Source organism: Novosphingobium subterraneum (assembly GCF_000807925.1).
GTDB lineage: Bacteria > Pseudomonadota > Alphaproteobacteria > Sphingomonadales > Sphingomonadaceae > Novosphingobium > Novosphingobium subterraneum.
Map to the genome: position 1 here is coordinate 15,168 of NZ_JRVC01000029.1, position 21,595 is coordinate 36,762.

General features: G+C 64.2%; 21 protein-coding genes. 9 read left to right on the forward strand and 12 right to left on the reverse strand.

Annotation, left to right across the window (positions count from 1 at the left end; translation table 11 throughout):
- Window positions 1-816, forward strand: coding sequence for a PhzF family phenazine biosynthesis protein (locus tag NJ75_RS20685; RefSeq protein WP_039337859.1), 816 nt, complete (start codon window positions 1-3; stop codon window positions 814-816).
- A gap of 4 nt (window positions 817-820) precedes the next feature.
- Here the strand turns inward: NJ75_RS20685 and NJ75_RS20690 are convergent, their stop codons facing one another.
- Window positions 821-1,945: a serine hydrolase domain-containing protein gene (locus tag NJ75_RS20690; RefSeq protein ID WP_039337834.1), complete on the reverse strand. Its 1,125-nt coding sequence runs from the start codon at window positions 1,943-1,945 to the stop codon at window positions 821-823.
- Between the two features lie 71 nt (window positions 1,946-2,016).
- Here NJ75_RS20690 and NJ75_RS20695 point away from each other — a divergent pair, with 71 nt between their 5' ends.
- The gene (locus NJ75_RS20695) at window positions 2,017-2,349 is read left to right on the forward strand and encodes a hypothetical protein (RefSeq protein WP_322788206.1); all 333 of its coding nucleotides are present in this window, start codon (window positions 2,017-2,019) and stop codon (window positions 2,347-2,349) included.
- Window positions 2,350-2,381: 32 nt separating this feature from the next.
- Here NJ75_RS20695 and mnmA read toward each other — a convergent pair whose 3' ends face one another.
- On the reverse strand, window positions 2,382-3,533 hold the full coding sequence (gene mnmA / locus NJ75_RS20700) for a tRNA 2-thiouridine(34) synthase MnmA (RefSeq protein WP_169745754.1): 1,152 nt from the start codon (window positions 3,531-3,533) through the stop codon (window positions 2,382-2,384).
- A 136-nt stretch (window positions 3,534-3,669) separates the two neighbouring features.
- Between mnmA and NJ75_RS20705 the strand changes: the two genes are divergently transcribed.
- The 6 genes from NJ75_RS20705 (at window position 3,670) to NJ75_RS20730 (ending at window position 10,860) form a co-directional block, all read left to right on the forward strand.
- Window positions 3,670-4,002 carry a hypothetical protein gene (locus NJ75_RS20705; protein ID WP_156135903.1) on the forward strand — a complete coding sequence of 111 codons (333 nt, stop codon included), beginning with the start codon at window positions 3,670-3,672 and terminating at the stop codon, window positions 4,000-4,002.
- A 1-nt stretch (window position 4,003) separates the two neighbouring features.
- The gene (gene sciP / locus NJ75_RS20710) at window positions 4,004-4,303 is read left to right on the forward strand and encodes a CtrA inhibitor SciP (RefSeq protein ID WP_039337836.1); all 300 of its coding nucleotides are present in this window, start codon (window positions 4,004-4,006) and stop codon (window positions 4,301-4,303) included.
- 331 nt (window positions 4,304-4,634) lie between these two features.
- Window positions 4,635-5,807 carry an efflux RND transporter periplasmic adaptor subunit gene (locus NJ75_RS20715; RefSeq protein ID WP_039337837.1) on the forward strand — a complete coding sequence of 391 codons (1,173 nt, stop codon included), beginning with the start codon at window positions 4,635-4,637 and terminating at the stop codon, window positions 5,805-5,807.
- A 9-nt stretch (window positions 5,808-5,816) separates the two neighbouring features.
- Window positions 5,817-9,014 (forward strand): efflux RND transporter permease subunit, encoded by a 3,198-nt coding sequence (locus tag NJ75_RS20720; protein WP_039337838.1) that lies wholly within the window; start codon window positions 5,817-5,819, stop codon window positions 9,012-9,014.
- A 107-nt stretch (window positions 9,015-9,121) separates the two neighbouring features.
- Window positions 9,122-10,327: a DUF445 domain-containing protein gene (locus tag NJ75_RS20725; protein ID WP_039337863.1), complete on the forward strand. Its 1,206-nt coding sequence runs from the start codon at window positions 9,122-9,124 to the stop codon at window positions 10,325-10,327.
- Window positions 10,324-10,860 (forward strand): GNAT family N-acetyltransferase, encoded by a 537-nt coding sequence (locus tag NJ75_RS20730; protein WP_052242709.1) that lies wholly within the window; start codon window positions 10,324-10,326, stop codon window positions 10,858-10,860. Before NJ75_RS20725 ends, NJ75_RS20730 begins: the two co-directional genes overlap by 4 nt.
- Here NJ75_RS20730 and NJ75_RS20735 read toward each other — a convergent pair.
- The 4 genes from NJ75_RS20735 to NJ75_RS20750 all read right to left on the reverse strand — a co-directional run bounded on the left by NJ75_RS20735 (window position 10,847) and on the right by NJ75_RS20750 (window position 16,215).
- On the reverse strand, window positions 10,847-12,538 hold the full coding sequence (locus tag NJ75_RS20735; RefSeq protein WP_230487726.1) for an ATP-binding protein: 1,692 nt from the start codon (window positions 12,536-12,538) through the stop codon (window positions 10,847-10,849). The genes NJ75_RS20730 and NJ75_RS20735 overlap by 14 nt on opposite strands.
- A gap of 165 nt (window positions 12,539-12,703) precedes the next feature.
- Entirely contained in the window at window positions 12,704-14,347 is a 1,644-nt protein-coding gene (gene groL / locus NJ75_RS20740) for a chaperonin GroEL (RefSeq protein ID WP_039337840.1), read from the reverse strand.
- Window positions 14,348-14,399: 52 nt separating this feature from the next.
- Entirely contained in the window at window positions 14,400-14,687 is a 288-nt protein-coding gene (groES, locus tag NJ75_RS20745) for a co-chaperone GroES (RefSeq protein ID WP_039337841.1), read from the reverse strand.
- 151 nt (window positions 14,688-14,838) lie between these two features.
- Entirely contained in the window at window positions 14,839-16,215 is a 1,377-nt protein-coding gene (locus NJ75_RS20750) for an MATE family efflux transporter (RefSeq protein ID WP_039337843.1), read from the reverse strand.
- A gap of 194 nt (window positions 16,216-16,409) precedes the next feature.
- On the opposite strand from NJ75_RS20750, the gene NJ75_RS20755 reads away from it, so the two are divergent.
- Window positions 16,410-17,858: an ATP-binding protein gene (locus NJ75_RS20755; RefSeq protein WP_236727216.1), complete on the forward strand. Its 1,449-nt coding sequence runs from the start codon at window positions 16,410-16,412 to the stop codon at window positions 17,856-17,858.
- A gap of 70 nt (window positions 17,859-17,928) precedes the next feature.
- Here NJ75_RS20755 and rplL read toward each other — a convergent pair whose 3' ends face one another.
- The 6 genes from rplL to NJ75_RS23540 all read right to left on the reverse strand — a co-directional run bounded on the left by rplL (window position 17,929) and on the right by NJ75_RS23540 (window position 21,165).
- Window positions 17,929-18,303, reverse strand: coding sequence for a 50S ribosomal protein L7/L12 (gene rplL / locus NJ75_RS20760; protein ID WP_039337844.1), 375 nt, complete (start codon window positions 18,301-18,303; stop codon window positions 17,929-17,931).
- A gap of 72 nt (window positions 18,304-18,375) precedes the next feature.
- A complete protein-coding gene (gene rplJ, locus NJ75_RS20765; RefSeq protein ID WP_039337847.1) occupies window positions 18,376-18,888 on the reverse strand; it encodes a 50S ribosomal protein L10 in 513 nt (170 codons plus the stop codon).
- Between the two features lie 288 nt (window positions 18,889-19,176).
- Window positions 19,177-19,404 (reverse strand): helix-turn-helix domain-containing protein, encoded by a 228-nt coding sequence (locus NJ75_RS20770; RefSeq protein ID WP_039337848.1) that lies wholly within the window; start codon window positions 19,402-19,404, stop codon window positions 19,177-19,179.
- Window positions 19,404-19,934: a DUF2975 domain-containing protein gene (locus NJ75_RS20775; RefSeq protein WP_039337849.1), complete on the reverse strand. Its 531-nt coding sequence runs from the start codon at window positions 19,932-19,934 to the stop codon at window positions 19,404-19,406. Before NJ75_RS20775 ends, NJ75_RS20770 begins: the two co-directional genes overlap by 1 nt.
- 26 nt (window positions 19,935-19,960) lie before the next feature.
- Complete coding sequence (locus NJ75_RS24535) at window positions 19,961-20,134, reverse strand: hypothetical protein (protein ID WP_156135905.1); 174 nt, start codon at window positions 20,132-20,134, stop codon at window positions 19,961-19,963.
- Window positions 20,135-20,292: 158 nt separating this feature from the next.
- Window positions 20,293-21,165, reverse strand: a complete 873-nt coding sequence (locus NJ75_RS23540; RefSeq protein WP_052242710.1) for a hypothetical protein — start codon at window positions 21,163-21,165, stop codon at window positions 20,293-20,295.
- Window positions 21,166-21,595: the final 430 nt, after the last annotated feature.

The following is a 21,595-nucleotide window of genomic DNA, read 5'->3' on the forward strand; positions in this document are numbered from 1 at the left end:
GTGACCGATTCCCGAGTTCCCTACTTCCACGTCGATGCTTTCACCGCCCGCGCCCTGGGCGGCAATCAGGCGGCGGTGATGATGCTCGATGCCTGGCCTGACGATGCAACGCTTCAGGCGATCGGCGCGGAGAACATGTTCGCCGAAACCGCCTTCCTCGTGCCCGATCAAACCGGCATGGCCGATTTCGAGCTCCGCTGGTTCACCCCTGCTGTCGAAGTGGCGATGTGTGGCCACGCCACGCTGGCATCTGGGCACGTCGTGCTGGCGCAGGACCCGATGCGGGGCCGTGTCACGTTCTCGACGCGCAAGGCCGGCGTGCTCGAGGTTGCGCGCGATGGCGATCGCTACGTGCTTTCGCTTCCGGCCGTGCCCACGGCTCCCGGTGCGTTCGACGATGCGGTGCCTCTGCTCGGGCCGGGCAAGCCGATCGACGTCTGGCAGGGCGATGGCTACAACATCTTTCATTACGCCACGGCTGACGAAGTCCTCGCACTCGCGCCGGATTTCAAGGCCCTGCTACGGTTCGGCGACACGCAGTTCATCGCCACCGCCGCGGGCAGCGGACATGCCTCGGGCGCAGACATCGTCAGCCGCGTGTTCGTGCCGGGTGGCGGGATTGACGAGGATGCCGCCACCGGATCGGCCCACGCTGCGCTCACGCCGTACTGGGCAAGCAAGCTCGGGCGCGCGACATTCTCGGCGCATCAGGCCTCGGCACGCGGCGCGGACTTCGTCTGCCGCCTCGAAGGTGATCGCGTGTTGCTGGGCGGCGATTGCGTGACCGTGGTCGAGGGGCTGTTCCGCCTGCCGTGAAGCCTCAGCGGTAGAGCGCCACAACGTCCGCCAGGCCGTCCACCATCGGGGCCAGCTGTTCGTCCGGCGTCTTGCCGAGGCGCACCACAGTTAGCCCGCGGCTCGGGCTGACGATCACGTACTGGCCGAGATGGCCGATGCAGGCGAACAGGTCCTTCGGGCCGCGATCGGGAAACAGCGAAGACTCGCCGTTCGTCGGAGTACGGTTGAGCCAGATCTGCGCGCCGTACTGCGCCTCTCGTGGCGAGGGCGTGACCATGAACTCGATCCACTGCCGCGGGATGATCTGCGCGCCCTTGACCGAGCCCTTGTTGCGCAGGAACTCGCCGAACTTCGCCCAGTCGCGCGCGGTGCCGTGGATCAGCGAACCGCCGATCAGAGTGCCCGTGGCGTCGAATTCGGGCAGCATCGATTTCATGCCAGCCGGTTCGAACAGGCGGGTGCGCAGGTAATCGGCCACGGCCTGACGGCGATTCTCCGGGTTCGGCGCGGGCGAGAGCACGCGCGCTGCGAGATCGGCGAGGATCACGCTGGTCGCCGAAGAGTATTCGAACTTGCGGCCCGGCTCCGCTTCGAGCGGCTGGTCCTCGGCATAGCGCGCCATGTCGTCGCGACCGTCGAGGAACAGCATGCGCACTTCGTCGGATTCGTAGACCGGATCGATCGCTTCGGAATGGCGCAGGCCCGACCGCATCTGCAGCAACTGGCGAAGCGTGATCTCGCCGCGCGGATCGCCGGGGCGCTGCCACGCCGGGACCGGCGCGGTCTCGTCCAGCCGCAGGCGCCCATCGGACACGAGCATCCCGATCATCACGCCGGTGACCGACTTGGCCATCGACCAGCTGACGAAGCGGGTATTCTCGTGATAGCCCTCGGCATAACGCTCGGCGACGATGCGACCGTTCTTCATCACGATGACAGCGCGCGTCTCGCCCATCTCGGGCGCGAACAGGGCGTCGACCGCGCGGGCCAGCTTTTCGCGACCGGTGCCGGGGTCCTTGACCACCGCCTTCATGGCTTCTTCCGAGACGGGCGGTGGCCCTTCGGCCTCATTCGTCCCCCGCGAACAGCCAGCCACGGCTGGCAGCAGCGCAAGGGTCAGGATAAGGGAGAGCGAGCGACGGGCCATCGGGCCAGTCCTTTCGACCAGAATCGGCAGTCATGGCAACCGGCAACCAAAGTTACCCCACAGCTCCGTCATTGACGATCGCGCCCAGACGCAGCTGGCGCTGGCGCGCGCTGCTGATCGCACTGGCTCTGCTGCTTGCGGTGCTGGCGACGTTCTGGACCGCAATTCGCGGCTATGCGACGACCGGGGCAAGCTATGGCGCGCGCGTGGCGTGTTCGTGCCGCTTCGTTGGCGGGCGCGAACTGTCGGATTGCCGCAAGGATTTCGAGCCGGGAATGGAACTGGTGTCCCTGAGCGAGGACGCCGAGGCCAAGAGCGTGACAGCGCGCTTCGCCCTGCTGTTCAGCCAGACCGCAACCTATCGCAAGGGGCCGGGCTGCGTGCTCGAGCCGTGGAAGAAATAGGGCGCAAGAATTGAAGCTGCAAAGCTTTGGTATCAGGCGTCCCAACGCTCGGTCGAATCGATCCAGCCGCCGCCGACCACCCGCTCGCCCGCATAGAGCACAGCGGCCTGCCCCGGAGCGACGCCGTACTCGGGCTGCATGAAGCGGATCGTTGCGCTGGCGCCTTCGCCGAACGGACCTTCCAGTTCGACCGGTACGGGCTTTGCCAGCGAGCGCACCTTTGCCGTCAGCGGTCCCGCCGGGAGCGGGCCGATGCGGTTGGTTTCCGTAATCTTCGCGCGGCTGACTGCCAGCATCGGACGCGGCCCCACCAGCACGCGGCGCTGCGGCGCATCGAGACCGATCACGTAGAGCGGTTCGGGCTGTCCGCCGATCTCGAGGCCCCGCCGCTGGCCCACGGTATAGTGGATGATGCCGCGATGGTGCCCGAGCACTTCGCCACTGGCAGCATGGACGATCTCGCCGGGCGCGTCGCCTTCGGGCCGGACCGACCGCACGATCTTCGCATAGTCGCCATCCGGCACGAAGCAGATGTCCTGGCTGTCGGGCTTGGCGGCGACGACGAGGCCCATGTCCTCGGCGATGCGGCGCGTTTCGGTCTTCGGCAGGCCGCCCAGCGGGAAACGCAGGAAATCGAGCTGCGCCTCGGTCGTGCCATAGAGAAAGTAGGACTGGTCGCGCGCCGGATCGAACGCACGGTGGAGTTCGGGGCCATTGGCACCGACCACGCGGCGCACGTAGTGACCGGTCGCCAGGCAATCGGCACCCAATTCGCGGGCCATCGCCAGAAGATCGGTAAACTTCGGTCCCATGTTGCAGCGAACGCAGGGAATCGGAGTCCGACCGTTGAGATAATCATCGGCAAAGCGCTCGACGACTTCCTCGCGGAAGCTGGATTCGTGGTCGAAGACGTAATGGGCGATGCCCAGGCGGTCGGCCACGGCACGTGCATCGCGAATGTCGTCACCGGCGCAGCATGCGCCCTTGCGCCCGGTCGCCGCGCCATAATCGTAAAGTTGCAGGGTAACACCGATCACTTCAGCCCCGCTTGCCGCAGCGATTCCCGCAACGACCGAACTGTCGACGCCACCGGACATGGCAACGACGATGCGCCGCGCCTTGACCGGTTGGGGCAGGTCGAAGAGGTCTGGAAGTGTTGCCGTTTCGAGCATGGTGCGCGCCATAGTCGGTTTGGCGCCGCAGCGCAAAGCGTGCGGCAGGAACACGGATTCGGACCGTCACAAGATAAACAACAATTAAACGGCCCCTTTACCGGACCTTAGCCATCTCGCGCCTAGAAGCACGGCGATGGATATGAGTTTGAACGATCATGCGGCGTTTTTCGGCGGCGACACTGCTTCGACAGCCGGGTCCGGGTTGCGTCCGCTGTCGTGGCACGGGCTGTGCGCCCGCATCGCCGCAACGCAGGATCTGCGCCGATCGATGTGTGCGGAAGGCGAAGATGGGCTCGCCGAGGAAGGTGGCAGTTTCCACCGACTCACCGCCGCCTTCATTGCGTCGAACGTATGGGGCAATCCACCGCATGAACGGGTCGTTAACCCTAAGTCTTCAGCGAATGGCAAAGCAGGACTGGGCACATTCGCCGCCGATATGACCGTGACGCGGCAAGGCCGCGCCGAAGCACGAGACTGACATGATCGAGAACCAGAAAATCCGTCCGGCACAAGTCATCGGCCCGCTCGGCGAACCCCTGACGCTCGACAGTCTGCCGCCTGCCAACACCACGCGCTGGGTGGTCCGGCGCAAGGCGGAAGTCGTAGCGGCAGTGAACGGCGGGCTCCTGACCATCGACGAGGTCTGCGAGCGCTACAACCTCACGCTCGAGGAGTTCGCATCGTGGCAGCGCGCGGTCGACCGCTCGGGCATGCAGGGCCTGCGCGTGACCCGGATCCAGCATTATCGCGACCTGTACGAGCGACAGCTCAAGTATTGATCGCAACAACCAGCTCCATCCGCGGCGGCCGCTTCCTTCGGGAGGCGGCCGTTGTTCTTTGGGGCATCTGTTCCGTTGTTCGCTTGCACTGCAAAGGTATCCGGCGGGTTACAAAAAGTTACAGGTGCAAGAAAGACACGGTGTCCATTTCGGCATAAGTCCTTCGTCGAGACGGAATTGCGCCTCGTCGGAAGGGTAGCTATTGCAATGCAATGACCTGCCATACGGCGGTGCCGCATGCTTGCGGCAAGTGCGTTATGAATGTAACACACCTACTCGAATTTCAAGGGGCCTGCCCTCGCCCCGCCGCGGGACGAAGGCATTGACGAACATGAACTACGAAACGACGATCAACGCCGACAATACCGTCTCGCCCGCTTTTGACGGAGAGGGCGATGGTCGGCTGTCGTCCCGACGCATCTGGATCATCGGTGCAGCGGTTCTGGCGGTTCTGGCAGCAGCGTGGTTTCTCATGCACCGGGGCGATGGCAATGCCGCTGCCGATGCGCAGGAATCGCAGGCGCAGGTTGTGACCGTCGTGGTGCCCGGTACCACCACCATCGCTGGAACCATCACGGCCAGCGGCACGATTGCCGCGAGGCGCGAGATGCCGGTCGGGGTTGCCGGGGAAGGCGGGCAGATCGTGCAGGTGCTGGTGGATGCGGGCGACTGGGTCCGTGCAGGCCAGGTTCTCGCTGTGATCGACCGGTCGGTCCAGGGCCAGCAGATCGCGAGCCAGGCCGCCAATGTCGAAGTGGCCGCCGCCGATGCGCGGCTGGCGCAGGCCAACCTCGATCGTGCGCTCAAGCTGGTGGAGCGCGGCTTTATCTCCAAGGCAGACATCGACCGGCTCACCGCCACCCGCGATGCCGCCAATGCACGGGTGCGGGTGGCAAGGGCCAGCCTTGGCGAACTCGGTGCCCGCGCTGCGCGTCTGAATATCGTCGCGCCGGCGGCGGGTCTTGTCCTGACGCGTGCGGCCGAACCGGGCCAGATCGTCACGCCGGGTTCTGGCGTTCTGTTTTCCATGGCGCGTGACGGGCAGATGGAAATGCAGGCCCGCCTTTCGGAATCCGACCTTGCGCGTCTTGCGGTGGGCGCGAGCGCGGAAGTCACGCCTGTCGGCACCGACCGCAAGTTCTCGGGTCAGGTCTGGCAACTCTCGCCGACGATCGACCAGACAAGTCGCGAAGGGATCGCGCGCATTGCCCTTGCCTATGACAAGGTCCTGCGCCCCGGCGGCTTTGCCACCGCAACGCTGGTTTCCGGGACAACGAACGCGCCGCTTCTGCCGGAATCGGCCATCCTCAGCGACGATAAGGGGTCCTACGTCTTCGTCATCGACCAGGATGACAAGGCGGTTCGCCGCCCGGTGAAGACCGGTCAGGTCAGTGCGAAGGGCATCGCCGTCGTCGAGGGACTTTCGGGCCGCGAGCGGGTGGTGCTGCGGGCCGGCGGCTTCCTCAATCCGGGGGACAAGGTCCGGCCGGTCGTTCAGAAATAAGGGCTGGCGATGAACTTCCAGAACATCTCGGCCTGGTGCATCCGCAACCCGGTCGTACCCATCGTCCTGTTCCTCGGGCTCACGCTCGCTGGCCTCGTCTCGTTCATGCAGATGAAGGTCCAGGACAACCCGGACATCGAATTTCCGGTCGTCATCGTGCAGATCAGCCAGCCCGGCGCTGCGCCGACGGAGATCGAGAACCAGATCACGCAGCGTGTCGAATCGGCCGTGCGATCGATCGCCGGTGTCGACACGCTGACGTCGACTGCCTCCGAAGGCAGCAGCCAGACGCAGGTCCAGTTCAAGATCGGCCAGGACATCAACGCCGCGGTCAACGAGGTCAAGAACAAGGTCGATCAGATCCGTTCCGACCTGCCCGAGGGCATCCTCGAGCCGCAGGTGTTCAAGGTCGAGACCTCATCCAACCCGATTGCCTACTTCGCGGTCGCGGCGGACGACATGACCATCGAGCAGCTCTCGTGGTTCATTGACGATACGATCGCCAAGCGCCTGCTGACCGTGCCCGGCATGGCCGAGGTCAGCCGTTCGGGCGGGGTCAATCGCGAGATTGCCGTCACGCTCGATCCGATGAAGATGACAAGCCTCGGCGTCACTGCAAGCCAGGTCAATGCAGCGCTGCGCCAAGTCAACATCAACGCGGCAGGCGGCAAGACCGAAGTGGCCGGCTCGCGCCAGTCGGTTCGCGTCCTCGGCAATGCGAAGACCGCGTACGAACTGTCGCAGACCGAGATCAGCCTCAGCGGCAATCGCACGGTGCGTTTGGCCGACGTTGCCGATGTCAGCGATTCCTATAGCGAACTGACCTCGATCGCGAAGTTCAACGGCAAGCCTGTCGTGACCTTCTCGTTTTCGCGTGCGCGCGCGGAGTCCGACGTGTCCGTCTATGACGGTGCGCTCAAGGAAATGGAGAAGATCAAGCAGGAGCAGGGCGGCAAGATCCACTTCGAGCTCCTGTTTACCTCGGTCATCCAGACCAAGGATCAGTACCGTTCGTCGATGAACGCGATGGTCGAAGGCGCTGTCCTGGCGGTGGTCGTGGTGTTCCTGTTCCTGAGGGACTGGCGCGCGACGATCGTGTCGGCGCTGGCCATTCCCCTGTCTTCGATCCCCACGTTCTGGGTCCTTGACCTGATGGGCTTCACGCTCAACCAGATGTCGCTTCTGGCGCTGGGGCTTGTCGCGGGCGTACTGGTCGATGACGCGATCGTCGAGATCGAGAATATCGTCAGACACATGCGAATGGGCAAGACCGCCTATCAGGCGGCGATCGACGCCGCCGACGAAATCGGTCTCGCGGTTGTGGCGACGACGTTCTCCATCGTAGCCGTGTTCTTTCCCGTGGCGCTCATGCCCGGCGTATCCGGCCAGTTCTTCAAGAACTTCGGCCTGACCGTGGTCATCTCGGTCCTGTTCTCGCTGCTGGTCGCGCGCATGATCACCCCGATGATCGCGGCCTATTTCCTGCAGGCGCACGGCGAGGCGGAGCATGGCAGCGGGCCGTGGATGGACAAGTACATGAAGGTGCTGGGCTGGTCGCTCGATACCTCGAAGGCGAGGGCCTACCGCGCCGAGCATCCGCGCCGCCGCTTCCGCGCGCGCTTGCGCGACCACCGGTTGTGGATGATGGGCATCGGGGCCGGTGCCTTCGTGCTGACCATCGTCATGTTCATGTCGATCCCGGCACAGTTCTTCCCCGACGCCGACAGCGATTCGAGCACGGTCACCATCGAAATGGTCCCGGGCACGACCTTGCAACAGACCGAGCGCAAGGTGGGCGAGGTCGTCGACCTGCTCGCCAAGCAGCCCGAGGTGGAATCGCAGCTGGCCTCGGTGCGGGAGGGGCGCGGCAACATCTATGTCAACCTCCGGCCCGACCGCGAACGGACGAGCCTGGTCTTCGAACGCGAACTGACCCCGCAATTGCAGTCCATCTCGGACATCCGGGCGAACTTCCAGGCCCAGGGGCCGAGCGGTCCCGGTGGCGGTTCGGGCCGACCGATAAGCATCATGCTGGCCGGGTCCGATCCAGAATTGCTGCAGAAGACCGCACAGACGCTGGTCGATCAGATGAGCACGCTGCCGCTCGTCGTGGCACCGCGCATCAGTGCCGACTTGCGCCGGCCTGAAGTGATCATCAAGCCAAGGCTTGATCTTGCGGCGAGCCTCGGCGTGACAACGCAGACGCTGAGCCAGGTGATCCGCATCGCGACTCAGGGCGAAATCGACCAGAACAGCGCCAAGTTCTCGCTGTCCGATCGCCAGGTTCCGATTCGTGTGAAGTTGCCGGAAGCCTCGCGCCGGGACCTTTCGACGCTGGAGAACCTGCCGGTTCCGACCGCTTCGGGTGGATCGGTTCCGCTGTCGCGCGTGGCCGAGATCGAATTCGGTTCGGGGCCGACGCAGATCCAGCGCTACAACCAGAGCCGCCGCGTCTTTGTCGGTGCGGACTTGCCTCCGGGCGTGGTCAAGGGCGATGCAATGAACGCCATCGCGAAGCTGCCCGTAATGCGAAATCTGCCGCAGGGCGTTTCCAACACTGCGGCAGGCGAAGACAAGTTCCAGGCCGAGCTGATGTACAATTTCGTCATCGCCGTCGCTTCGGGCATCTTGCTGGTGTTCTCGGTACTGGTGCTGCTCTACCACCGCTTCATCTCGCCGCTGGTGAACATGGGGTCGCTGTTCCTCGCCCCGCTGGGCGGCTTGCTGGCGATCGGACTGATGGGGCAGGCGCTGTCTCTGCCCGTGTTCATCGGCATTCTCATGCTGTTCGGCATCGTGGCGAAGAACTCGATCCTGCTGATCGACTTCGCAATCGAGGAGATGGCCACCGGGAAGGCCAAGCTCGAGGCCATTACCGAAGCCGGGCACAAGCGTGCGCAGCCGATCATCATGACCACCGTGGCCATGGTGGCCGGCATGATCCCGACCGCGGTTTCGGTCGGCGGCGATGGTGGATGGCGTGCTCCCATGGGCGTCGTGGTGATCGGCGGGCTCACGCTGTCCACGGCCTTGACCCTGCTGATCGTGCCGGCGGGCTTCAGCCTTGCCGACGGTCTCGAGAAGCGCGTCGGGCCATGGCTCGCCCGCAAGGTTCTCGGGCATGAGCCGGCACCAAGGCCCGTTGCCAAGCCGATTGTACCAGCCACGCGGAACGAACCGCAGCACGAGGCATTTCCGGCGGAGTGACCGCCAGATCGCAACAGCACGTCGAAGCAGCGCCTTCGAACCCCAGCGGACCCGTCCGCATCGGTAGAGGGCGCGCAATGCCAATGGTGGTTGATCGTGCCCGGCGGATGCGTATCGTCGCCACCTGCCTGCTGGTGGCGATGGCGCTGATCTATGTTGCCACCCGACGGTATGAGGGACTGCATCCGGCAATCGGCTTCATCCGGGCCTTTGCCGAAGCGGCGATGGTCGGTGGCCTGGCGGACTGGTTTGCGGTAACCGCGCTGTTCCGCCATCCGCTTGGTCTGCCAATCCCGCACACGGCGATCATACCCGAAAACAAGGACCGCATTGCCGATACGATGGCATCGTTCCTGCAGGCCAATTTCCTGACTCCGCAGGTTGTCGCGCGCCGCATGGGGGCGGTCAACGCCGCCGCCGCCGCCGGTGCGTTTCTGTCCGATCCGCGGACGGGGGAAAGCCGCTTGCGCGATGGGGCGGCAGGGTTGCTGGCCGATGTGCTGGAATCGCTCGATCCCGATGAACTTGGCGGTCTAGCCAAAGGCGCATTGCGGACGCAGCTGGAGAAGCTGGAACTGGCGCCATTGCTGGGCCAGCTGCTGGGCGCGGCAATCGCCGATGGGCGGCACATGCCGGTCATCGAAAGCCTGATCCGCAAGGCTGCAGAGACGATCGAGGCAAACGAGCCTCTCATCCAGTCAACCATTCACGAGCGCGCCAACACGATCCTGCGCTGGACAGGCCTTGATGAGAAGCTGGCGAATGCCATCCTCGATGGCCTTTACAAGCTTCTGGCTGAAACGCTGGTCGTCCCCGACCACCCGTTGCGCCGCAAGATCGAGGAAGGTCTGGCAACGCTTGCCGACGATCTGGTGAATGACGCCGAGATGCGCGCGAAGGTCGAACGGATGAAGCACGAGGTGCTGGCCAATCCGGCATTCGGCCGGTGGCTGGACGGATTGTGGGAACGTGGCAGGATGCGCCTCCTGCAGGTCGTCCGCAACCCGCGCGGCGCGCTGGGCGGCCAGTTGGGGGCAAGCCTTGCCGAGCTTGGCAATGCGCTGCAGCGCGATGTTCGACTGCAGAAGGTGGTCAATCGCTTTGCCCGGCGGACGCTGGTCGGCGTGTCGACGCGCTACGGCGCGCAGATCGTGCGGCTCGTGTCCGAAACCGTGAAGCGGTGGGACGCCCGCACCGTGACTGATCGCATCGAGGGGGCGGTCGGCCGGGATCTGCAGTTCATCCGCATAAACGGCACCTTGGTCGGTGGACTCGTTGGCCTCGTGTTGCATGCGATGGACGTAATGTTGTGAACGCGCTGCCGCAGTTGGAGACGGATCGGCTGATCCTCAGAGTGCCGGGTCGCGACGATTATCTTCTTCTGCGCGATCTTGTCGCCGATCCCGAAGTACATCGCTTCCTCGGGCCTCGGCCGGAAGACCCTACCACAGACATGTTTTCGCGTGCCCTGCGCGGCGCTGGCTCGTGGCAACTGTACGGTTACGGCATGTTTCTCGTGCACGAGAAGGGCAGCAATGCCTTCGTCGGGCAAATGGGCCTGTTCCATTCACTGCGCGGCTTCGGCAAGGGGCTTGATGACGTGGTCGAGGCAGGGTGGATCGTGGCGCGGCCCTTCTGGGGCCGTGGCTATGCAAGAGAAGGCATGGAGGCGGCGCTGGACTGGTTCGACCGCACTCACGAGCCGCGCCGCATCGCTTGCATGATCGAGCCTGAGAACCATTCGTCCGTGCGACTGGCCGAGCGTCTTGGCTTCGTTCGTTATGACGAACATATCTTCGAGGACGAAGCGGCTGTCGACCTTTACGAGCGGGTCATAGAGAGCTGACTGCGGGAAACGGCACCGCAGAGGGATCGGCTAGATTGCCGGCGAGCAGGCGCGCGGCCTGTCGCTGGAGTTCCTCGATCGGGAAGGGCTTGGTCAGGACCGCGGTTCGATCCTCCAGACGGGCATCGTTCTGCAGCACTACGCTGTCGGCGTAACCTGTCACGAACAGCACGCCGAGATCCGGCAAGCGGCGGCGCGCCTCGTCGGCAACCTGTCGGCCGTTGAGTCCGCCTGGCAGGCCCACGTCGGTGACAAGCAGATCGATATCGGGGTAGCGATCAAGCACGGCGAGCGCCGCTGCGCCATCGGCAGCTTCGATGCAGCGCATGCCGATCATGGCCAGCGCGTCGAGCATCATCATGCGCACGGTAGGTTCGTCGTCCACGACCAGCACGGTGGCATCGGGCGGCGTATCGAGGCCACGGATGTCTGCGTGCTCCACGACATCTTCGAGCGCAGCATCGTGCCTCGGCAGGTAGATCCGCACTTGCGTGCCCACGCCCTGCGTCGAACGGATCCGGACAATGCCGTTGCTCTGGCGTGCAAAGCCGTAGACCATTGACAGGCCCAGGCCTGTTCCCTTGCCCGTGGGCTTGGTCGTGAAGAAGGGTTCGAACACGCGGTCGAGATCTTCGTCGGCAATGCCCACGCCGGAGTCGGACACGGTGATCGTCATGTAGTCACCGGATGGAAGACCGCGGCTTCGCGCATCGTCCTCGTCCAGCGCGAGATTGAGCGTCGAGATGGCAAGCGTGCCGCCGTCCGGCATCGCGTCGCGGGCATTGATGCACAGATTGAGCAGTGCGTTCTCGAGCTGGTTGGCGTCTACCAGCGCGAGCCAGAGTGCAGGATCGAGATCAGTCTGCACGGCGATCTGCGGCCCCATGGTGCGCCGGACGAGTTCGATGAAGTCTTCGATGAGGCGATTGGCATGCGTTGCCCGCGGCGAGAGGGTCTGGCGCCGTGAAAACGCAAGCAACCTGTGGGTCAGTGCTGCAGCGCGTTGTGCGGCGCCAAGCCCTGCTTCGACATAGCGTGGCACCTCGTCACTGCGGCCTTGGTTCACGCGCCGGCCTACCAGCTCGAACGCGCCGGTTATACCTGCCAGGAGGTTGTTGAAATCGTGCGCGAGGCCACCGGTCAACTGGCCCACCGCTTCCATTTTCTGCGCCTGGCGCAGGGCGTTCTCGGCCTGCTCGCGCTGCGCGAGCGCATCGGCAATCCGCTGTTCGAGCGTTTCATTGAGCTGGTGCAAGGCGCCTTCGGCCCGGACCCTCTCGGTCACGTCCTTGAACAGGACCGCGACCAGCCGATCCTCGAACGTGCCGATGCGGAACGACGAAACCTCGAGGTGGCGGTTGGTTGCGACCAATTCGTTGCGGAACCGGATTGGCTCGCCCGTGTGCAGCACCTTGCCGTAGAAGGCGATCCAGTCATCGGCCTCGTCAGGCACCATGTCGCGCAAGTGCTGCCCGACCACGTTCGGAATTCCGGTGTGCCGCTCGTAAGCAGGGTTGGCGAGGACGTGGACATAGTCACTGAGGGGGCCGTGGGGCCCATCGAGGAACTTGATGACGCAAAAGCCATCGTCCATGTTCTCGAACAGGATGCGATAGATCTCATGGCCGACAGCGGGCGCGCGGAAAGACGGATCCGCTACGGCGACGCCGTCTTTCACGGATGGGTCGATTCAGGCGAGCAGGATTGGGCGCAGTCCATCGCATGCCAAACGCAGTTCATCGCAGCTTGTTCCCGCGTCCTGCCAAAAGGGGCGGGAAAACGAAAAAGGCCGGAAGGATTGCTCCTTCCGGCCCAATTCGTGTCAGCTTGAACAGGCGTGGACTTAGAAGTCCATGCCGCCCATGCCGCCCATGCCACCGCCCATCGGCGGCATCGCGGGCTTGTCGTCCGGCTTCTCGCTGATCGCCGCTTCGGTGGTGATCAGCAGGCCCGAGACCGAGGCAGCGTCCTGCAGGGCAGTGCGGACGACCTTGGTCGGGTCGATCACGCCGGCAGCCTTGAGGTTCTCATAGGTGTCGGTCGCGGCGTTGAAGCCCTGGTTCTCGTCGTTCTCGCGCAGCAGGTTGCCGGCGACGACAGCACCGTCGTGACCCGCGTTTGCAGCGATCTGACGGATCGGGGCCTGGATCGCGCGGCGCACGATGTCGATGCCCTTGGTCTGGTCGTCGTTGGCGCCCTTGAGGCCGTCGAGAGCCTTGGTCGCATAGAGCAGCGCGGTACCGCCGCCCGAAACGATGCCTTCCTCAACCGCAGCGCGGGTGGCGTGGAGAGCGTCGTCGACGCGGTCCTTGCGCTCCTTCACTTCGACTTCGGTCGCACCGCCGACCTTGATGACGGCAACGCCGCCAGCAAGCTTGGCCAGACGCTCCTGCAGCTTCTCACGGTCGTAGTCCGAAGTGGTGACTTCGATCTGCGCACGAATCTGCTCGACGCGGGCCTTGATCTCTTCGGCCGAACCGGCACCGTCGACAATCGTGGTGTTGTCCTTGTCGATGGTGACCTTCTTGGCCTGGCCGAGCATGGCGAGCGTGACGCTCTCCAGCTTGATGCCGAGGTCTTCGGAGATCATTTCGCCGGCGGTCAGCGTGGCGATGTCGCCCAGCATGGCCTTGCGACGGTCACCGAAGCCCGGAGCCTTGACGGCGGCGATCTTGAGGCCACCGCGCAGCTTGTTGACGACGAGGGTCGCCAGCGCTTCGCCTTCGATGTCTTCGGCGATGATCAGCAGCGGGCGGCCCGACTGCACAACCGCTTCGAGGATCGGCAGCATCGCCTGGAGCGACGAGAGCTTCTTCTCGTGGATCAGGATGTACGGGTTCTCGAGCTCGACCGTCATCTTTTCCGGGTTGGTGATGAAGTAGGGCGAGAGGTAGCCGCGGTCGAACTGCATGCCTTCGACGACATCGAGTTCGAATTCGAGGCCCTTGGCCTCTTCCACGGTGATCACGCCTTCCTTGCCGACCTTTTCCATGGCCTCGGCGATCTTCTGGCCGACTTCGGTGTCACCATTGGCCGAGATGATGCCGACCTGGGCGATTTCGGCCGAGCCTGCGACCGGGGTCGAACGCGCCTTGAGGTTCTCGACGACCTTGCCGACGGCGATGTCGATGCCGCGCTTGAGGTCCATCGGGTTCATGCCCGCAGCAACCGCGGTCATGCCTTCGCGAACGATCGCCTGGGCGAGAACGGTCGCGGTGGTGGTGCCGTCACCGGCTGCGTCATTGGCCTTCGAGGCCACTTCGCGCAGCATCTGGGCGCCCATGTTCTCGAACTTGTCCTTGAGTTCGATTTCCTTGGCCACCGAAACACCGTCCTTGGTGATGCGGGGCGCGCCGAAGCTCTTGTCGATCACGACGTTGCGGCCCTTGGGGCCCAGCGTGACCTTCACCGCGTCGGCGAGGATGTCGACGCCGCGCAGAATGCGTTCACGAGCGTCGCGCGAAAAGCGTACGTCCTTGGCAGCCATTTCTCGTTCCTTTGAATGTCTTTGAGTTGATTCAGGAAATCCGGGGTTCGGCTCAGCCGATCACGCCCAGGATGTCCGATTCCTTCATGATCAGCAGGTCCTCGCCCGAAACCTTGACTTCGGTGCCGGACCACTTGCCGAACAGGACGCGGTCGCCGACCTTGACGTCGAGCGGGGTGATCGTGCCGTTTTCGGCGCGAGCGCCGGTGCCGGTGGCGACGATCTCGCCCTCAGCGGGCTTTTCCTTGGCGCTGTCGGGGATGATGATCCCGCCGGCAGTCTTTTCCTCGGCTTCGACGCGGCGTACGAGCACGCGATCGTGCAGCGGACGGAAAGTCATGGGTTGCTCCCTCTTCCAAGTTAAAAAATGAGCCTTGGCACTCTCAAGGCGAGAGTGCCAGCGGGCGGCATATGGGTGCCGGTGGAAGGGGCGTCAATGGGTGTGGCGCAGATTCTTTTCACGCAGATGAACAAATCGGCGAAGCGCACCTTCAGGCCGGCAGGAGCCCCAGCTTCGCGCGGTTTGCCCAGCGCCAGTGCATCAGTCCGGCAACGAAGATCAGCCCGACAAGCAGGCCGAACCACACGCCCAAGCCACCAAAGCCGGTAAACAGACCCAAGCCCAGCGCCGTGCCCACGCCTGGCACCCAGTAGCCGAAGATTGCGATGAGCATTGGCACGCGGGTGTCCTGCAATCCCCGCAGCTGGCTGGCGCCGACTGCCTGCGCGCCATCGAACAGCTGGAATGCAGCTGCAACCATCATGTACTGCAGTGCCAGCGCCACGACCGTCGCGTTCTGTGGGGCAGCAGGGTCAATGTAGAGCTGCAGGAGCTGAAGCGGGAACAGCAGCATGACGGCGGCCGACAGGGCCATGAAGCCAATGCCGAGTTGAGTCGCCACCCGGCCAGCTAGGGCGATGGCCGGGTTGTCGCCCGCGCCATAAGCGAGGCCGACGCGGATCGTCGCCGCCTGGCCGACGCCAAACGGTACCTGAAAGGCGATTGCCGCGAATTGCAGGGCCAGCGTATGTGCGGCCAGCTCGACTTCGCCGATTCTGCCCATCAGGAAGGCCGCGCCGTTGAACATGCCGGCCTCGGCGATGATCGTGCCGCAGATCGGCAGGCCGATCTTCAGAACATCCGCGAACCGCGTCCATTCGGGCTTCCACCACCGGCCAAGCAGGCGATAGCGGTGGAGCCTTCGATCGAAGCGTATCACGACGACGAACGCCAGCAGCATTGCCACGCTGGTCAACACGCTGGAGATCGCGGAACCAAGCAGGCCCAGTTCGGGCGCCCCCATGTGGCCGAAGACGAAGAGCCAGTTTCCCAGCGCATTGATCGCCACCGCCATGCCGGTGATCGCGGTGCCGATGCCGGGCCTGCCGAGCGTTGCCACGACGGTGCGGAGAAGCGCTGCAAGGACTGCGGGAATCGCGGCCCACATCAGCACCTGCAGGAAGGGAACGGCGCGCGCGATCACGCCAGGGTCCTGCCCGGTGATGCGCATCAGGGGCCCGCCGAGCATGCACACACCGATCGCGACGAGGGAGGCAAGCAGGCCAGCCCAAGCAGCCATGCGCACCGTGCGGCGCACTTCGCGAACTGCGTGCCGCCTTCGCCCGAGTTCCGCCGCGATCAGTGGCGATGCGGCACCGACGAGGCCCGTCAGGCTCCATACCAGCAGACCGAACAGCGAAACCGACAGCGACGAGGCTGCCAGCGCTTCCGGCCCGAGCCGCGCCACGAACACGACATCGACCGCGAAGACTGCCATCTGCAGGAGGTTGGCACCGACAAGCGGCGCGGCGAGCCGCAGCATCGCCCGCAGTTCGTCGATCCATCTGTGAGGCGGCCGTTCAAACATGGGACGCGCGGTGTAGGGCCGGGGGGCCCGGAAGGAAAGCGCTGTGTGACCGAGTCGCGGCAGGCCATGGCGCCACGCGGTCCAAGGGCCGTGGGCAGAAACTCCGCCATGAGCCAAGCGCCGTCACAAACCCATGATATATGTGGATTTCATGCGACTTGATGTCACAAATCATGTCCGCGTGGCGGCAATGGTTGACCCACTCCCCGGTCAGTGACAGCGTTCTGCCGATGGAAGGGTTCGGCCAATGGGCAGACCGGCTGCGCATGGCACGCAAACCGGCGGCGCGGGCGCAAGGCGGCATCGGTCGCCTTCGCGCGCTTGTCGATGCGCATCCGCCGCATGGACCGAATCTGTCGCGACTGGCGGTGCGCGCAGCGACGCTTCTGCTGGTCATGGCCGCCGTCCAGGCCGTGGCGAGCCTCGCCTTCTACGATGTCATCGACAAGGAGACGCTGCGCGAGGATCACGCTCGGCGCGTTGCCGAACTGCTCGTGGTCAGCAACCGCGTGCACGAACTGCATCCGGACGCACTCGGCACGATCATGAGCACGAGCCACCTGGAAGTCGCGCTGTCCAACTCGCCACAGGCGCTGGTCGGTCGCGAGGACGAAGCTGTCAGCGAGATCCGGGGGCACATTCTGCGCTGGGAGCCCACCTTGGCCGGGCAGCAGATCATGCTCGGACTTGAGCCGTCGCGCTTGGGCTACGGCAATCTCGTCGGAGCGATGCGGCTTCGAGACGGGCATTGGCTCAACTTCCGTTCGCGCGACGTGACCTCGGGCTGGCCGATTGCCCTGCGCGCCACGGTATTGACGCTGATCACGGCCGTAGTCGGCTTTGCCCTGTCGCTGTGGTCGCTGCGCATCATCACCCGGCCCTTGCGCGAACTGACCGACGCCGCCGACGCGATCGGCAAGGGGCAGGTCGTGCCGGTGCGCGAAAGCGGCCCCGACGACCTGCGCAGTCTCGCCCGGTCGATGAATGCCATGCAGGAGCGCATCGCGGCGATGCTCGAGGATCAGGCGCGATCGTTCGAGGCCATCAGCCATGATCTGCGCACGCCCCTCTCGCGCGTGACCATAGCCGCCGACCTGATCGACGATGCCGAGATTGCAGGCCTTGTCCGTGATGCCACGAGCGAAATGGAAGCCATGCTGATGTCTCTCCAGCGCTACCTCAGGGCTCAGCACCTTGCGCCTGAAGCGGTCATGATGGACCTCGGCCTCGCAGTGACGGACCTTGTCATGGGCAGCTTTGAAGGGAAGGCCGAGGTCGAGGTTACGCCAGGGGCCATGATCTGCACCTGGCGCGAGCCCTTGCTGATGGCCCTGCACCCGCTGATCGAAAATGCCGTGCATTATGGCGGCAAGGCAAAGGTCTGCGTCGAACCGGATGCGCAAGGCCGCTGGCATGTATTGATCGCCGATGACGGGCCGGGAATTTCCGAAGACCAGTTCGAACGGATTCTTGCGCCGTTCTACCGCATCGACGACGCGCGGGCGCGCGACACGGCAGGTTTCGGGCTTGGCATTCCCACTGCACATCGTCTGCTTGAGCGCTTTGGTGGCGCTATCAAGTTCGCACGCGCGGAAAGCGGTGGGCTGTTGGTCTGCGTGCGGGTCCCCGTCGCAACGGACTGACCACAAATGAAAAAGGCGGAGCTGAATGCCCCGCCTTTCCCTGTAACTTGTCCGGAAAACCGGAAGAAGATTACTTGACTTCGACGGTGCCGCCGGCTTCCTCGATCTTCTTCTTGATGTCTTCGGCTTCAGCCTTCGACACGCCTTCCTTGATCGCCTTCGGAGCGCCTTCGACCAGCGCCTTGGCTTCGGTCAGGCCCAGGTTGGTGATCGCGCGGACTTCCTTGATGACCTGGATCTTCTTGCCACCGTCGCCGGTGAGGATGACGTCGAATTCGGTCTTCTCTTCAGCGGCTTCAGCAGCAGCGCCAGCCGGAGCAGCAGCAACGGCAACAGCAGCAGCGGCGGAAACGCCCCATGCTTCTTCGAGAGCCTTGGCGAGGTCAGCGGCTTCGAGGACGGTCAGCTTCGAAAGTTCTTCAACGAGCTTGGCGATATCGGCCATGGTATTTCACTCCTGATCTTGTGGTGCCCACGCGCCCGAGTGGCGCGGCGAGCGTAAATCGAACGAACGGTCTTATGCGGCTTCCTTGGCGTAGGCGCCGAAGACGCGGGCCAGCTTGGCTGCCGGAGCAGTCGTGAGCTGGGCGATCTTCGTGGCCGGAGCCTGGATGAGGCCGATAAGCGTGCCGCGCAGCTCGTCGAGGCTGGGCATGGAGGCGAGCGCCTTGACCCCGGCTTCGTTGAGAACCTGCGAACCCATTGCACCACCGACGATTTCGATCTTGTCGGTGGTCTTGGCGAACTCGACCACTGCCTTGGCGGCAGCAACCGGATCGACAGAGGCGGCGATTGCGGTCGGACCGGTGAAGAAATCACCCAGACCTTCGTAATCGGTGCCTGCGACGGCAAGCTTGGCAAGACTGTTCTTCGCAACCTTGTAGGTCGCGCCCGCTTCGCGGATCTTCGTGCGCAGGGCGGTGGACTGGGCCACCGTCATGCCGAGGTTGCGGGTGATGACCACCGCGCCGGCCTCGCTGAAGACGCCGTTAAGGAAGGCGACCGAATCGGCTTTCTGCGAACGATCCATGCCATACTCCTTCACATGTGACTGAGCCGGGAGACCCGGACAGTCGGCTACGTTTGTCGATGGCCCGAAGACCACCGGCGAGTCCGTGACAAGGGAAGGAGGTGCGCCGTAAAGCGCGAGGGGCGCCACGATCCTTGCAGGAGCGAGGGGCCTTGAAACTCTTTTCCCCGTCTAGGCTGGAGATTAAGTGCAGGCAGATCCTGCACACCAACTGTCTCGGACGGATGATCGGCAAGGCCAAAGAGGCCCACCGGTCGGGCGGGCCTCTGGCGGATTCGCGCTGTGAAGTCAAGCTTCGGGGCTATCGCCGCCTTCCGGTTCATAGCCCAGAACGTCGCCGGGCTGGCAGTCAAGTTCCCGGCAGATCGCTTCCAGCGTCGAGAAGCGGATGGCCTTGGCCTTGCCGGTCTTGAGGATCGAGACGTTGGCGAGTGTCAGGTCGATGCGTTCGGCCAGTTCGGTCAGCGTCATGCGGCGGGCGTGGAGCAGGTCGTCAAGTTTGACATTGATCGGCATCACACGGTCCCTTCCAGGTCTTCGCGCATCTGCGCGCCGGTGCGGAACACCCGGGCGAGGATGAACAGGACAAGCGCGAGCAGCAGGCCGTTGATCGAGAAATCGGCATCGACATTGACCGACGCTGCATCCGCGCTGGCCTGCTCAAGCATCACGCCGACGATCCCGACGGGTATGGAAAGCAGCTGGATGATGACCGACAGCCACGCCATCGCGCGCAGACGCTCGGCGTTGCCGGGGGTGAACGGATCGCCGTCCTCGACCGTTGTGACGATGGCACGGAGCTTTTCGACGAAACGATGCATCGAAGCCAGCATCGCAGCGAGCAGCGGGAACATCAGCAGGATGAGCCAATAAGTCGATTCTGCGGCACCGGCCTTGGCGAGCTTTTCGGCAACCATCCCGTGCAGGCCGACCGTGGCTGCAAAACCTATACCGAGACCCACCATGCCAATCACGATTACGATTAGCATGAACGTGAGCAAAGCCTTGGCCAATCCCAGAAGCGGGTCGGTGCGGAGTGTGGACATTGGATTCCCTCCTGTTGAGTGGGCGGTCAGGCGGCGAGCGGGAGCTGGTAGGTCGCCATGACCGGACCATCGGCGAGCGCGAACGGGGCTGAGCCGGCATCCATCGTCGGCAGCCACAGCGTGGCAGCCAGCAGCAGCGAGAGGATCGCGGCGGCGGCTGGGAAAGCAGGCGGGACATGATCGTTCTCCGATAAGGTCAATATCGATATTCAATAATATCGACTCGCCTTATCGTCAATCAATAATATTGAAAAACGATATGTCGCTTATCGTTTTGCGACGTTACCGCGCGTTTGCCATGCAAAAAGCCCCGTCCAGCGGACGAGGCTCATTTGTCCTTGAGGGGTTTTGGAAGGGTTCAGGCCTGCGCGTAATCCGTGCGAACCTCGGGCGCGAGCTGTTCGGGGCGCGTGGTCGGCACTTCGCTGCGTGCGGCCATCGATTGCACCATGATCCGCGCACGGCGGCGGCGCGCCTTGCGCGACTGGAACGGGTTGGCATCGTCTGGCGGAGACGCAACGATGCGTTCGATCAGGGCTTCGCGCTCGCTCGCGGTGCGGGTGCTTGCAGCCGACATGGCGTATGTCGGGGTCGAGGGTCGCTCGGGCGGCATTGGCGGCGCGACGCGGCGCTCGGGCTGGGGCCTCAGACTGGGCCGGGTTGCAACCGGGGGCACGAAATCCACGTCTTCCGCATAGACGCGACGGCGGCGGCTGACGGCAAGGCCCACGCCACCCAGCACGAGCAGGGTTGCTGCAGCGCCGACCGGCAGTGCCCAGTCCGGTGCTGCACTGTCCGTGGCGACGTCTGCCGCAACGGGGGCTGCTGTCGTTGGCTCTGAAACGGAAGACGATGCAACAGCGGGGATGGGGGCCGGGACGGGGGCTGCGACCGGCGTTGGCGTCGATTCCGTTGCAGCTGCTGGCGCAGGTGCAGGCGCCGACTCACGCGCCACTGAACGCGGCGTGGGACGCGCGGCCGGCCGGGGCTGCGCGATCGGCGCGGCCACTGGCGTCGATGCGGTCGCGGGCTCAGGAACAGGCTCCGTCGTTGCAGTCGGGATCACGATGGTCGGAGCTGCCGGCGCGGGAGTCACGACAGGGGCCGCTGCCACGGGTGCATCAGTTACAGGAATAGTAACGTCCTGCGCATGGGCAGTTCCGGCAGTAAGCAGCAGCATGGCTGAAATCGCCATGGTGTTGCGGGGCGATATGGCGTTGATCTTGGTCATGAAGTGAAAACGCGACGAACCGCGCAATAGGTTCCGTATTGGCGACGAAACGAGCGGTTATTGCCCGTGAGGTGTCGCCACTTTGGTTCTCCGCAACAATGTTTCACGGTTTCTGAACCGACGTTCATCGTTTAACGGAATTACTTGGCGGTGCCTCCCGTGGCCCCCGAAATGCCTTTGCGCCCTTTGACTTAACGATCGGCATTGCCTATATGCCGCCCCTGTCCAGCGCTTCGAGCAAGGCCGTCCCATGCGCAGGGGGTGGCTCGGGAAGGAGGCGCAGGGCAATCCATCTGACGCAAGAGGCTGCGGGCCATGGCTTCCGTTGAACGGGGTGCCGTGCGCTGTGCGGCCTTTCGCCGTTTGGTGGCCCATCGCCCGCGCGTGGCAGAATTTCCGCCGGTTTTCCGGCCATTTGTTGAAAGAGGCT